At 59.8% G+C, this 12,572-nt stretch carries 11 protein-coding genes and 1 tRNA gene; 1 reads left to right on the top strand and 11 read right to left on the bottom strand.

Features of this window, described 5'->3' with window-relative positions:
- Positions 1-22 precede the first annotated feature (22 nt).
- The 8 genes from kdpB to rpsF form a co-directional block, all read right to left on the bottom strand.
- On the bottom strand, positions 23-2,179 hold the full coding sequence (gene kdpB, locus G1C95_RS02725) for a potassium-transporting ATPase subunit KdpB (RefSeq protein WP_169171380.1): 2,157 nt from the start codon (positions 2,177-2,179) through the stop codon (positions 23-25).
- Positions 2,180-2,182: 3 nt separating this feature from the next.
- Positions 2,183-3,859, bottom strand: coding sequence for a potassium-transporting ATPase subunit KdpA (gene kdpA / locus G1C95_RS02730; protein WP_169171381.1), 1,677 nt, complete (start codon positions 3,857-3,859; stop codon positions 2,183-2,185).
- A gap of 605 nt (positions 3,860-4,464) precedes the next feature.
- A complete protein-coding gene (locus G1C95_RS02740) occupies positions 4,465-5,418 on the bottom strand; it encodes a DMT family transporter (protein ID WP_169171520.1) in 954 nt (317 codons plus the stop codon).
- A gap of 199 nt (positions 5,419-5,617) precedes the next feature.
- Positions 5,618-5,691, bottom strand: a tRNA-Lys gene (locus tag G1C95_RS02745).
- 296 nt (positions 5,692-5,987) lie between these two features.
- A complete protein-coding gene (gene rplI, locus G1C95_RS02750) occupies positions 5,988-6,434 on the bottom strand; it encodes a 50S ribosomal protein L9 (RefSeq protein ID WP_169171383.1) in 447 nt (148 codons plus the stop codon).
- 19 nt (positions 6,435-6,453) lie between these two features.
- Positions 6,454-6,702 (bottom strand): 30S ribosomal protein S18, encoded by a 249-nt coding sequence (rpsR, locus tag G1C95_RS02755; RefSeq protein ID WP_003825431.1) that lies wholly within the window; start codon positions 6,700-6,702, stop codon positions 6,454-6,456.
- Positions 6,703-6,782: 80 nt separating this feature from the next.
- Complete coding sequence (locus G1C95_RS02760) at positions 6,783-7,430, bottom strand: single-stranded DNA-binding protein (RefSeq protein WP_169171384.1); 648 nt, start codon at positions 7,428-7,430, stop codon at positions 6,783-6,785.
- Positions 7,431-7,484: 54 nt separating this feature from the next.
- Complete coding sequence (gene rpsF / locus G1C95_RS02765; protein WP_169171385.1) at positions 7,485-7,778, bottom strand: 30S ribosomal protein S6; 294 nt, start codon at positions 7,776-7,778, stop codon at positions 7,485-7,487.
- A gap of 318 nt (positions 7,779-8,096) precedes the next feature.
- Here rpsF and G1C95_RS02770 point away from each other — a divergent pair, with 318 nt between their 5' ends.
- Positions 8,097-9,110 (top strand): ribose-phosphate diphosphokinase, encoded by a 1,014-nt coding sequence (locus G1C95_RS02770; RefSeq protein ID WP_169171386.1) that lies wholly within the window; start codon positions 8,097-8,099, stop codon positions 9,108-9,110.
- Positions 9,111-9,256: 146 nt separating this feature from the next.
- Here the strand turns inward: G1C95_RS02770 and G1C95_RS02775 are convergent, their stop codons facing one another.
- The 3 genes from G1C95_RS02775 to G1C95_RS02785 all read right to left on the bottom strand — a co-directional run bounded on the left by G1C95_RS02775 (position 9,257) and on the right by G1C95_RS02785 (position 12,513).
- A complete protein-coding gene (locus tag G1C95_RS02775; protein ID WP_169171387.1) occupies positions 9,257-10,177 on the bottom strand; it encodes a YggS family pyridoxal phosphate-dependent enzyme in 921 nt (306 codons plus the stop codon).
- Between the two features lie 252 nt (positions 10,178-10,429).
- Positions 10,430-12,241: an ABC1 kinase family protein gene (locus G1C95_RS02780; protein ID WP_169171388.1), complete on the bottom strand. Its 1,812-nt coding sequence runs from the start codon at positions 12,239-12,241 to the stop codon at positions 10,430-10,432.
- Positions 12,238-12,513 (bottom strand): phasin family protein, encoded by a 276-nt coding sequence (locus tag G1C95_RS02785; RefSeq protein ID WP_169171389.1) that lies wholly within the window; start codon positions 12,511-12,513, stop codon positions 12,238-12,240. Before G1C95_RS02785 ends, G1C95_RS02780 begins: the two co-directional genes overlap by 4 nt.
- Between the last annotated feature and the right edge of the window lie 59 nt (positions 12,514-12,572).

A 12,572-nucleotide genomic window follows, 5' to 3' on the forward strand; every position in this document is an offset into this window, starting at 1 on the left:
TTAGCCTTATCAATCTCACCGATTAGAAACCAGGGATGAGGCGAACGAACAGATCGATGATCCAAATGCCGACGAACGGGGCGATGATGCCGCCAAGACCATAGATCTTAAGGTTGCGTCCCAGAATCTTTTCGCCGGATTCGGCACGGTACTTGACGCCCTTAAGCGCCAGCGGGATCAGCAGCACGATAATAATCGCGTTGAAGATCACGGCGGACAGCACGGCGGACAGCGACGAGTGCAGACCCATGATGTTCAGCACGCCGAGGCCCGGGAACTGTTCCATGAACATGGCCGGAATAATCGCGAAGTACTTGGCGATATCGTTGGCGATGGAGAAGGTGGTCAGGGCACCGCGCGTGATCAGCAGCTGCTTGCCGATAGCCACGATGTCGATGAGCTTGGTCGGGTCGGAGTCGAGGTCGACCATATTGCCGGCCTCCTTGGCTGCGGAGGTACCGGAGTTCATGGCCACGCCGACATCGGATTGTGCCAGAGCGGGGGCATCGTTGGTGCCGTCGCCGGTCATGGCGACCAGCTGGCCCTTGGCCTGCTCGGCCTTGATGTAGGCGAGCTTGTCTTCAGGCTTGGCTTCGGCGATGAAATCGTCAACGCCAGCCTCCTTGGCGATGGCGGCTGCGGTCAGCGGATTGTCGCCGGTGACCATAACGGTGCGGATGCCCATCTTGCGCAAGTCGTCGAAACGTTCGCGCAGGCCCTTCTTGACGACGTCCTTCAGCTGGACGACACCCATCACGGTAACCTTGCCGTTGGCATCCTGACGAGCCACGACCAGCGGGGTGCCGCCGGCGTTGGATACGGCGCGCACACGATCGTGCATCGCATCGTTCACGGCCTGTTCCATAGGATGGCCGCTTTCCTTCTCAACCCAGGCTTCGACAGCGGAGGTCGCGCCCTTGCGGATGCGCGTGCCGTCGGGCAGATCAAGGCCGGACATACGGGTTTCGGCGGTGAAGGCCACCGGAGTGGCACCCGGAACTTCAGCGACGTGGAAGCCCTGCTGGTTGGCAAGGGCCACAATCGACTGGCCTTCCGGCGTGGAATCGGCCAGCGAGCTTAGGGCCGAGGCCTTGACCATCTCGTCCTGGTCGATGCCGGGCAGCGGATGGAAGTTGGAGGCCTGACGGTTGCCGTAGGTGATGGTACCGGTTTTATCAAGCAGCAGCGTGGTCACATCGCCGGCGGCCTCAATGGCGCGGCCGGAGGTGGCGAGCACGTTGCGCTGCACCAAGCGATCCATGCCAGCGATACCAATAGCGGACAGCAGTGCGCCGATGGTGGTCGGAATCAGGCAGACCAGCAGGGCGAGCAGCACAGTGAGGCTGACGGAGGCACCAACCGCCGAAGCCTGGCCGTTCAGGCACAGCACCACGATCAGGAAGATGATGGTCAGTGACGAAAGCAGCACATCGAGGGCGATTTCGTTCGGGGTCTTCTGGCGATTGGCACCTTCGACCAGAGCAATCATCTTGTCGACGAAGCTTTCGCCGGGCTTCTGGGTGATGCGCACCACGATGCGGTCGGAGAGCACGCGGGTACCGCCGGTGACGGCCGAACGGTCGCCACCGGATTCGCGAATCACGGGGGCGGATTCGCCGGTGATGGCGGATTCATCGACGGAGGCGATACCGGAAATAATGTCGCCATCGCCAGGAATCAGTTCACCGGCGGAGACAACAACCACATCGCCGAGCTTCAGGTCGCTGGACGGCACCTCCTGGATGGTGGTGGGTCCTTCGCCCTTTTCTGGTCCGCGCACATCAGGATCGTTCGCAGCATCATAGCCCACTACCAAGCGGGCGGGCGTGGTGGTGCGGGTTTTGCGCAGGGCATCGGCCTGAGCCTTGCCTCGTCCCTCGGCCACGGCCTCGGCGAGATTGGCGAACAGCACGGTAGCCCACAGGCATACGGCGATAATCCAAGTGAACTGGATCGGTTCACCCTGGCGCAGTTCAGGCGCGAAAATCTCAAAAATGCCGACCAGTGTCAGGAAGGCGGCACCCACCCACACGATGAACATCACGGGATTGTGCCACATCGTGCGCGGATCGAACTTTTTGCACGCATCCGGCAGGCTCTTGAGAAGCATCGCTCCCAGAGACTGGTTGTTGGATTTCTTGACGTCCTTCATGACGTCATTTGCAGTAGCTTCAGACATGTGTTATGCCACCAAACCTTCAGCCAACGGTCCCAAAGCAAGCGTCGGGAAGAACGTCAGCGCGGAGATAATGAAGATAACGAAGACCAACAGGCCGACGAACAGTTTGTTGTCGGTACGCATGGTGCCGGCAGTTACAGGCACGGCGTCCTGCTTGGCCAGGGAACCGGCGAGCGCAAGCACCAGCAGAATCGGCACGAAGCGGCCGAGCAGCACGGCGAGACCCAGCATGGTGTCGAGCCACGGGGTGTCGGCGGTGAGGCCGGCGAAGGCGGAACCGTTGTTGTTCGCGGCGGAAACGAAAGCGTAGACGACTTCGGTGAAGCCGTGGTTGCCGGAATTGTTCAGCGAGGTGTTCACAATCGATTGGCGCGCAAACGGCAGCAAATAGCTCAGGGATACGCCCACGATCACGATCACCGGCATAACAAGGAAGTACAGCGACGCCATTTTCATCTCGCGCGGGCCGATTTTCTTGCCAAGGTATTCAGGTGTGCGGCCGACCATCAGGCCGGCGATGAACACGGCCACGACGGCCATCACCAGAATGCCGTACAGGCCGGCGCCCACGCCACCGGGGCTGACTTCGCCGAGCATCATGTTAAACAGGTACATCATGCCGCCGAGGGCGGTGTACGAGTCATGCATGGAGGCCACGGCACCAGTAGAGGTGGATGTCGAGGTGGTCGAGAAGATGCCCGACAGCACAGTGCCAAAGCGCACCTCTTTGCCTTCCATAGAGCCTCCGGTCAGGCGGGTGATCGGGTCATCGCTGAAGGATTCGAAGCTCACCACAGCGAAGAAGGAGATGGCGAACAATACGACCATTGCGCCCAGCAGCGCATACCCCTGCTTGGCGGAGCCGACCATACGGCCGAAAGTGCGGGTCAGGGACACCGGAATCGCCAGCATGAGCAGCGTTTCAATGATGCAGGTCCACAGGTTCGGGTCTTCGTAAGGATGGGAGGAGTTGGCGTTGAAGAAGCCGCCGCCGTTGGTGCCCAGTTCCTTAATAACCTCCTGGGAAGCCACCGGGCCCTGCATGATCTTCTGGGACCCGCCGGCGATAGTGTTCACGTCGACGACACCGGCGAAGTTCTGTGCCACGCCAAGAGCGATGAGGATAATGCCCATCACCACGGAAATCGGCAGCAGGATGCGCATGGTGCAGCGGGTCAGATCAACCCAGAAGTTGCCGATGGTTTCGGACTTGCGCCATGCGAAGCCACGCACCAAAGCGATGGCCACGGCGATGCCGACCGCTGCGGAAACGAAGTTCTGCACGGCCAGGCCGGCGAACTGCACCGTATAGCCAAGGGTTTGTTCTGGCGAATAGGACTGCCAGTTCGTGTTGGTCACGAAGGAGGCTGCGGTATTGAAGGCCAGCGGGCCTTTTACGTTCGGCAGACCGAGTGACCACGGCAGCCAGGCCTGCACGCGCTGGAGCAGGTAGAGCACCAGCACACTCAGCAGGGAGAAGCCCAGCACGCCGCGCAGGTAGGCGCGCCAAGTCTGGCCTTTCTTGGGATCGCAACCGATAATCGCGTAGATCCAACGTTCGAAGGCAAGATCCTTATCGGTATTGAATACGTTGTACATGTAATCGCCGAGCGGTTTGTAGATGGCAGCCAAAACAAGCGCCACAAACGCCAGCGTAAGAATCGCAAACAGGTAAACCATGGGTATTGGGAACCTTTACAGACGTTGTCTCAGAACTTCTCGGGGCGGCACAGGGCATAGAACATGTATACGAGCCCGACGATCCCCAACACGATGCCGATAACAGTGAAAATGGTGGTAATCATAGCTTGTCCACCGCCTTGCCGAGCACATCCAGCAGGAAGAATAACAGGATCGTGCCAGCCACATAGGCCACATCAACCCACCAAGGCATTTCTTTCTCCATTCAGTAGGAATACCCCGTGCCGTTATGCGGCTGTCGACGCTTTGGATGCAGCGGCAACCGCACAACCTCCGGGGCACCATTGCGAAAAATAACCCTAGAGGCTTTGCGATGGGCTTATGCCGGTTCTAACGGAACGCATACGCCGGTGTATGCGGTTCCTAACACTTTGCTAACACGACAGGCTATCGGCGTCGCCCAATCGTCACTGTCGGGCTGTCGGACTGTCGGCCCGCACGGTTCACCTGCCGGTTTGCACGATTGACCTGCGGAATTGTTACGTAGGTATGTGACAATCCCGCAGTCCAACCGTGCAGACCAGCGGCCGAACCGTGCAAACCGGCAGGCCAGCCGTGATAAACGGCAGGAGCACCGATGCTGGTTAGCGCACGAGGAAGACCATGACAATGATCATGGCAAAGCCCACCCAATCGGTGGGCGTGAACACTGCACCGGCGAACATCACGCCGGAAATCGTGGCGGTGACCGGCTCGCTGGTGCCAAGCATCGTGGCACGCATCGCACCAGCCCGCTGCACGCCGCCCAGATACAGCCAATATGCGCCGAACGTGCCGCCGACCACGGTGAACACCATCATCGCCACGCCCATCCAATCCAAGGCAGGCGCTGTGGCGATAGGACGTGCGAATGGCACCAGCAGCAGTCCGGAAACGATGAACATAATGCCATTGATGGTGAAGTTGCCATATTTGGCCATCAATGCAATCGGCAGCACAGCCATTAGCGAGGTGCACACTGCGTCGGTCAATCCCCAAGCCAGACCTGGCAACGGCAGCGAAAGTTGCGTCAGATCGCCACCTGTGGCGATCAGCACGGTGCCGATGAAGGCAAGTGCCACACCGATGCTTTCACGCTTGCCAGGCAAACGCCGCCCGGTGACGCATACGATGGCCAGCACGACCAGCAGATTCAATGTCTGCAGCACGGTGGCGGTGCCTGAGTTGGTCCAGTCGATGGCTTTGAGATAGGAGACCTGCACCATCAGCACGCAGGTGACAGCGCACAGCAGCATACGCGGATAGGAACGCCAGTCCATGAGCGCACCGATGAATTGCTTGGGCAGGAACACTGCAGAGCAGACCAAGAAGATCAATCCGGCGAAGATTTCGCGCACGCAGGCAATCCACAGGGGGTCGGCACCATAGTCGGCCATCAGGATTTTGGAAACGGTGGCGTTGACGCCCCACAGTACGCCGCCGCCCAAGGCCAACGCGGCGCCGATCAGAATAGTGCGCGGTGTTTTTTCGAGACTGGGCACAGAGGCTGTTGATGCGTGCGCACCGGCTTTGTCGCCCGTCTGGCGCGTCTGCACCATACGTTCCGTATCCTCTACTGTCGTTCGTGCATCGTTGCCTTGTGCCGCCACTGCGCCGCCTCTTTTCTCCCTGTCTTGCGCGCCCTGCGGCACGTCTCTCATCGCTTCATACCGCGGCACCACAATACGAGCCGGTGTGAATAACAAGCTTGCTCGAAATACAAGAAAGGCACTGTCCTTGACAGTGCCTTTCGGAAGGTGCCCCCTCAGGGATTCGAACCCTGGACACGCTGATTAAGAGTCAGCTGCTCTAACCAACTGAGCTAAAGGGGCGTTGGTCAATTTCTTGAGCCGAGTGATTACTATACTCGGGATTCGCTCTGACGCAAACATCGGCGTGTCGCGCACTATATCACCGATTACAGCCTCTATACCAGTCCATCGAGCACAAAAAGACAGACAGAAAAAGGCACACAAATAGACGCACATAAACGAATCCAGCAAAACAGCAACGCTAAACACACGAAACCCCGCCAGCCGAAGCTGTGCGGGGTTTCGCAATGCTTAAGCTCAGACTTTCAGTCTGAATGATTCCGGTTTCCCGCCGGGGCGGGAGGGGCCGGAATGGTTCACTCGGCCACGACCTTCACGAAGAAGGAAGCGGTGATTTCCGGGTGGAGGGCCACCTTGGCGGGGAAGTCGCCGGTGGTCTTGATGGTCTCGACCTCGATGGCCTTCGGGTTGACGGCGGCCTTGGAGGACAGCGCGATGGCGATCTTCTCGGCGGAGATGCCACCGAACAGCTTGCCGGACTCGGAGACCTTGGCGGCGATTTCGACGGTGGTGCCCTCGATGGCGTCCTTGGCGGCGATAGCCTCTTCGCGGGTGGCGACGGCCTTGGCCAGACGGGCGCGCTTCATGGCGACGATCTGGGCTTCGGCGCCCTTGCTCCACGCGAACGCAAGGTTCTGCGGGAACAGGTAGTTGCGGGCGTAGCCGGACTTCACGTCGACGACGTCGCCGGGGTGGCCCAGGTTGGGCACGTTCTTGGTGAGAATAACCTTGGTTTCAGCCATTGTTCAAAGCCTTCCTGACTCAGCGACCCGAGGTGGCGTACGGCAGCAGGGCCATCTCGCGGGCGTTCTTGATGGCCTTGGAGATCTCGCGCTGCTCCTGCACGGTCACGCCGGTGATACGACGGGAGCGGATCTTGCCGCGATCGGAGATGAACTTGCGCAGCAGCGCGACGTCCTTGTAATCGATCTCGGTGACCTTGGCGGTCTTCAGGGGGTTCGGCTTCTTCTTGAACGGCTTGACCGGCGGTTGCGGCCTCTTGCGTGACATGATGTTCTCCTTAAATCTTGAAATGTGCTTGGCGCTGCACGCGCCATGGGAGGTTCCCGGCAGGTGGGTTCCGGGATCCGTCAGAACTCGGGCTCGTTGTCGTCCCCGCCGAAATCGGAGGAGGCACCGAACGTCGAGAAGCTGCCGGCATCGGAGGATGCGGCGTTGCTCCACGGGTCGACGGCGGGAGCCTGGGCCGGCGGGTTGGATGCGGCGGGCTGGCCGTAGCCGGCACCACCGGCGTTGTAGCCACCCTGGCCACCCTGGTAGGTGGCGCCGCCGTTGTAGCCGCCCTGGTTGCCGTAGCCCTGCTGGGGCTGGCCACCCTGATAGCCGCCGGAGCGTCCCTGGAAGCCGCCCTGCGACTGCTGGCGGGACACCTGCGCGGTGGCATAGCGCAGGGAGGGGCCGATCTCGTCGATCTGCATCTCCACGACGGTGCGCTGGGAACCGTCCTGCGCCTGGTAGGAACGCTGCTGCAGACGGCCTGTGGCGATCACGCGCATGCCCTTGGACAGCGACTGCGCGCAGTGGTCGGCCAGATCGCGCCACGCGGAGCAGCGCATGAACAGCGCCTGCCCGTCCTCGAACTGGTTCGTCTGACGATTCCAGTTGCGCGGGGTGGAAGCGATCGTGAAGCTGGCCACGGTCGCGCCGCTGCCGAGAGTGCGCAGCTCGGGATCGGCCGTGAGGTTACCCACGATGGTGAGGGTGGTTTCGCCTGCCATAACGTACCTTCTTTACCTACCTACAGCTTGTGCAGCTGAACCGGGCGCCTTGACTCAGGCGTCCTTGCGAAGAATCTTCGTGCGGATCACGGATTCGTTGAGGTTGAGCACACGGTCAAGCTCGTCGCTCACGGCGGGCTCGCAGGTGTAGGTCACCACAACGTAGTTGCCTTCGGTCTTGCCGGCAATCTCATAGGCAAGCTTGCGACGGCCCCAGTAATCGGGCTCATCAACGGAACCGCCTTCCTTGGTGACGGTTTCCAGATACTGCTCGGTCAGCTTCTTCAGACCGCGCTCATCCAGCTCAGGATCGGCGATGAACATCAGTTCGTACTTGTGCGCAGACATCACCCACCTCCTTCGGACTAGTTCGGCCATGGACGTTCCATGGCAGGAGTGTGTTTACGCGATGCTTTCATAATGGCAACACGCCGAAGGCGAGTCGCCGGAAAACAACTTTTCAAAGATACAGCGCGGGCCGGACTGAGGTGCTACACTGAAGCGTTTCGCACAATCCCGCCATCCAGCAGCAGCACAGCGGTCTCATATACCTGTCTTAACAGCGAAATGACCGGCGACACCGTGCGTGCCTGCGACGGGGTGCTTGTACACTAGTTTGTGGCAAATTTGATGGCTATTTCTCTCAAGTGAAAAGGACGCGAAAGCATGTCGGCGATTCTTGAAGGCACCCCGGATAAACGACTCGTATTGGTGACGGGTCGCGCATACCCCGAGCTGGCTGACAAGGTCGCGCAAGTGCTCGGCACCGAGATTTTGGAAACCACGGCGTACGATTTCGCCAACGGTGAGATGTACGTGCGCTACACCGAGCCGGTGCGTGGTGCCGACGTATTCGTATTGCAGTGCCATTCGGGCGATATTAATAAGTGGATCATGGAACAGCTCATCATGATCGACGCCCTGAAACGCGCGTCCGCCAAGTCGATTACCGTGGTCGCTCCGTTCCTGGGCTATTCGCGTCAGGATAAGAAGCACCGCGGCCGCGAGCCCATCACCGCTCGCCTGATTTTTGATCTGTTCCGCGCCGCCGGCGCCGACCGTATTATGACGGTTGATTTGCATGCCACGCAGGAGCAGGGCTTCTTCGATGGTCCGGTCGATCACCTGACCGCCACCCCGGTGTTGTTGGATTATGTGCGCGGCGCCCTGCCGTTGGACAACACGACGGTGGTCTCGCCAGACGCCGGACGCATCAAGGTTTCCGAGCAGTGGGCCGCCAAGCTGGGCAATCTGCCGCTCGCCTTTATTCATAAGCAGCGCGATATCACGCGCCCGAACCATGCCGAAGCGCATGGCATCATCGGCGACGTGGACGGCCGCGACTGCGTGGTGGTGGACGATATGATCGACACCGCCGGCACTATTTGCGAGGCTGTGCGCACGCTGAACAACGCCGGCGCGAAGTCGGTGACGCTGGTTGCCACCCATGGTCTGCTGTCTGGCCCCGCCGTGGAGCGCCTGAGCAAGTGCGGTGCACGTGAAATCGTGCTGATGGACACCGTGCCAGTTCCCGAAGAGAAGCGTCTGCCAAATATGACTGTGCTGTCCGTGGCCCCGCTGCTGGCGGCCGGCATCCGTTCCGTGTTCGAAGAGGGCTCAGTGGCCATCCTGCTCGACGGCCTGCCCGAAGACATGCGTCCGCGCAATATCTACGCCTGATTCAAACTGGTTCGAATCTGATACACTGATCCCGACCACAAAATCCAAGCCATTACAGCTTGTACATACATATCGCAAAAAGACTGTCACCTTCCACATTGCTCGGAAGATGACAGTCTTTTGCAGTTTCAGATTCTGATTACCAATCAGACGAAGGCGCGTGCGCCGAAGATGGCAGTGCCGACGCGCACGATGCTGGATCCCTCTTCGATGGCGAGGGCCATATCCTGCGTCATGCCCATTGACAGTTCGGTGCAATGCTCGGTGCCTTGCGCACCCGATGCGAGAATCTGATCGCGCGTACGACGAAGATGCGCGAATCCTGCGCGGATCACGTTTTCGTCGTCCACGTGAGCACCAACGGTCATCAGCCCCTGCAATTCAAGGCCGCCCATCGAACCGATGCGCTTGGCCAAGTCGATGGCATGGCTGGGCTCACACCCCGACTTGCTCGCTTCGCCGGACTCGTTGACTTCCAGCAGCACGCCAACCGTCACCCCGCGCATTGTGGCGCGGCGTGCGATTTTCTCCGCCAATTCGATGGAATCCACCGATTCGATGCCATCGACCACGGGCAGTACCTTGCTGATTTTATTGGATTGCAGCTGGCCGATGACATGAAATGGAATATGCGTCGCAAGCGCAGCATGTGCGGCGTCGCCGTCAGCTCCCTCCGCAGCAGCAGCGACGGCAGGCGAGGCTTGTACCGGCGCGGAACCCGACGGCACACTCGCGCCCAACGAAACCGGCGGCACATCGGCGGTGCAGCCAATGGTAAATCCACGTTCGCTCAGCAACCGCACCAGTCCCGGGGCTTTGACAACAATCTCCTGCGGACGGTTCTCGCCGATCATACGCACGCCCGCATCAATGGCGGCCATGATTTCGCCGACATCACGGGTTTTGGTGGCGGCCAGCAGCTTGACGGAACCGGCCTTGCGCCCGGCCGCCGCCTCCGCTGCGGCGATACGTTCGAGCACATCGTGCACGCCGTCCGCAATCTGCCGCGCGCGCGCCGCATCAATCGTCTCGTTGGCGAGATCCTTGTGATCCATATAAGCCGTCATGTCGTCGCTCCCCTGCATATCAAACCGCCCCTATCGTAATCCCCACCACTGATGTGCATGCAACAACTGCCGATTGACACGGTTCAGCTATCAACTGTCACGATTCAACTGCCGATTAGCACGGTTCGACTGCGGGATTGTTACGTAGGTATATAACAATCCTGCAGTCGGACCGTGCAAACGACCAGGCGAAACGTACGAATCGACAGTCGAACCGCATAAATCGACAGGCAAACCGTGCATACCAACAGGTTAGCGGCGTTTGGTTTTGCGGCCTTTGAGGTAGATGTCGATGACGATCCACACGCCGAGCGCGAAGGCGACGATATACCCTAGGAATCCCACGATGGGCACGCCGAAAATAATCGGCTTCATGCCCGCGAAATACACGATGGACGAGCCGACGAACAAACCGACGATAATCAGCGCCATCGTCAGCCTGTTCACCATATCACTCAGCAGCTGGAATGGCTCTTCGCTGCCGACCAGCTCCATATTCACGCGCAGCTGGCCGCGCGTGAGCATTCGGGAGGCAACCTTCAGCTCGTTCAAGGCCAGGAGTGTGGAATGCAGCGCCTGATGCCCTTCAACTGCCAGATCCTTGACTTCGTCCTTAACCATCTGCTGCGGTGTTTTTGACGTGGCGATATGTTCGGAAATGATCTCGATCATATTCACGTCGGGAATGAACTCGTCCAGCAGCCCCTCCAACGTCACCAGCGCGCGCCCCACAGTGGTCACGGTGCTGGGCACTTCGATGCCATGACGCTGGGCCAGCTGGGTAAGCGAGGTCAGGAACGCCGCCAGATCGAGTTCCGCCAAATCCACGGTGCCGAATTCCTTGACAATGACGTCGAGGTCGGCCAGCAGCGCCGGATAATCCTCAGGATCAGCCTCGGTGCCCGCGAAACGCAACAGCCCGTCGGCCAGCGCCGGCGAATCCTGCTTGGCTACGGCGAAAATCATGTCTTTGAGCACGCTGCGCGTACGGCCGTCGAGCCGGCCGGTCATACCCAGATCAATGAGCACGATCTGTCCGTCGCGTACGATGATATTGCCCGGATGAGGGTCGGCGTGGAAAAAGCCGTCGTCGAGAATCTGCGTGGCGTAATTATCGACGAGTTTGGTGCCGATCTCCTTCAAATCGTAGCCGGCGGCGATCAGCTGGCCAGGGTGCGAAACGGAGATGCCGTCCACATACTCCATCACCACCACATGTTCGGTGCACAAATCGGTGTATGGGGTCGGGCAGTCCATGTAGCGGAACCGTTCGGAGAACCGTTTGAACTCGGCGAGGTTGCGTGCCTCGATCAGGAAGTCCGTTTCCGACTGGAAGGTTTCCCACAGTTCCTCGACCACGCCCTTCAAGTCCACGATCTGCGAGGAACGCATCACTTTGGAGGCGGTTTTGGCGATGGAGCGCATAATGGCAACATCCTGTGCCATGGTTTCGCGCACGCCGGGCCGCTGCACTTTGATGGCCACGTCTTCGCCGGTGGACAATGTGGCACGATGCACCTGCGCCAAAGAAGCGGAACCCAATGGTTTGGGATCAATATGTTCGAAAATCTCGCCTACAGGCCTGCCATATTCGGCTTCCAGCACCTGCAGCACAGTGGAATATGGCATCGGGTCAGCGTCGGCGCGCAGCTTGGCCAGTTCATCGCAGAAACTTTGCGGCAGCATTTCGGAGCGCATCGACAGAATCTGCCCCACTTTGACGAACGTGGGGCCCAGCGCCTCGAACATCAGACGCATTTTCACCGGCGTCAACCCGTGCAGAATGTCGAATCGTTCGACGATGCGCGTAATCTGCGCCAGTCTTTTAATCCTGCTGCGACGCGTCAGATGATAACGGCGAGAAAAATCGTCGCGGCGCAGACCGAACAGGGCGATAGTATCGTCCGGAGTAATGCCAGAACGTCCACCGTCGGCACTTGAGGCCGCGGCATTGGCACCCGCGCCCCCAGCCTCACGCTGGGCTTTTGCGGGCGTGAGAACCGTATCGACCCTGCTGGAAAGCGGGGTCGATTGCGGCTCTCTGGGTGTTTGTGGGGAGGTCACTCGGCCTTATCCTCGGCATCCTCGGCGGGCTTGGCGTCCGTCGTCTCAGCCTGCTCCTTGGCGGCGTCATCCTTGTTGGCGTCGTTGACCAGCGATTCGCCGACCTTGCGCTTGAGCTCGGTGTTCAGAGCCTTGCCCTGCTCCACCGTCAGCTCACCCTTCTTGACCAGATCCTCAACGATTTCGTTACCTTTTTCGTAACCGGTGGCCAGGGCACCGATGCCCGCCAGCATGACCTTGCGCAGGCCCTCTCCCAGATCGAAATCAGCCATGATAACCCTCCTTCGCGTGGGTTTGGCGCGACCGGGGTGGCCGCGTCCTTAGCTACCTA

Origin of the sequence: Bifidobacterium oedipodis (assembly GCF_012932425.1) — a bacterium.
GTDB classification, from domain to species: domain Bacteria; phylum Actinomycetota; class Actinomycetes; order Actinomycetales; family Bifidobacteriaceae; genus Bifidobacterium; species Bifidobacterium oedipodis.

Bases quoted from the DNA above. Each gene is read 5' to 3' on its own strand.
- kdpA (WP_169171381.1), bottom strand. From the start codon at position 3,859: ATGGTTTACCTGTTTGCGATTCTTACGCTGGCGTTTGTGGCGCTTGTT.
- G1C95_RS02760 (WP_169171384.1), bottom strand. From the start codon at position 7,430: ATGGCAGGCGAAACCACCCTCACCATCGTGGGTAACCTCACGGCCGAT.
- G1C95_RS02770 (WP_169171386.1), top strand. From the start codon at position 8,097: ATGTCGGCGATTCTTGAAGGCACCCCGGATAAACGACTCGTATTGGTG.
- rpsF (WP_169171385.1), bottom strand. From the start codon at position 7,778: ATGTCTGCGCACAAGTACGAACTGATGTTCATCGCCGATCCTGAGCTG.
- rpsR (WP_003825431.1), bottom strand. From the start codon at position 6,702: ATGTCACGCAAGAGGCCGCAACCGCCGGTCAAGCCGTTCAAGAAGAAG.
- kdpB (WP_169171380.1), bottom strand. From the start codon at position 2,179: ATGTCTGAAGCTACTGCAAATGACGTCATGAAGGACGTCAAGAAATCC.
- G1C95_RS02740 (WP_169171520.1), bottom strand. From the start codon at position 5,418: ATGGTGCAGACGCGCCAGACGGGCGACAAAGCCGGTGCGCACGCATCA.
- G1C95_RS02785 (WP_169171389.1), bottom strand. From the start codon at position 12,513: ATGGCTGATTTCGATCTGGGAGAGGGCCTGCGCAAGGTCATGCTGGCG.
- G1C95_RS02775 (WP_169171387.1), bottom strand. From the start codon at position 10,177: ATGACGGCTTATATGGATCACAAGGATCTCGCCAACGAGACGATTGAT.
- rplI (WP_169171383.1), bottom strand. From the start codon at position 6,434: ATGGCTGAAACCAAGGTTATTCTCACCAAGAACGTGCCCAACCTGGGC.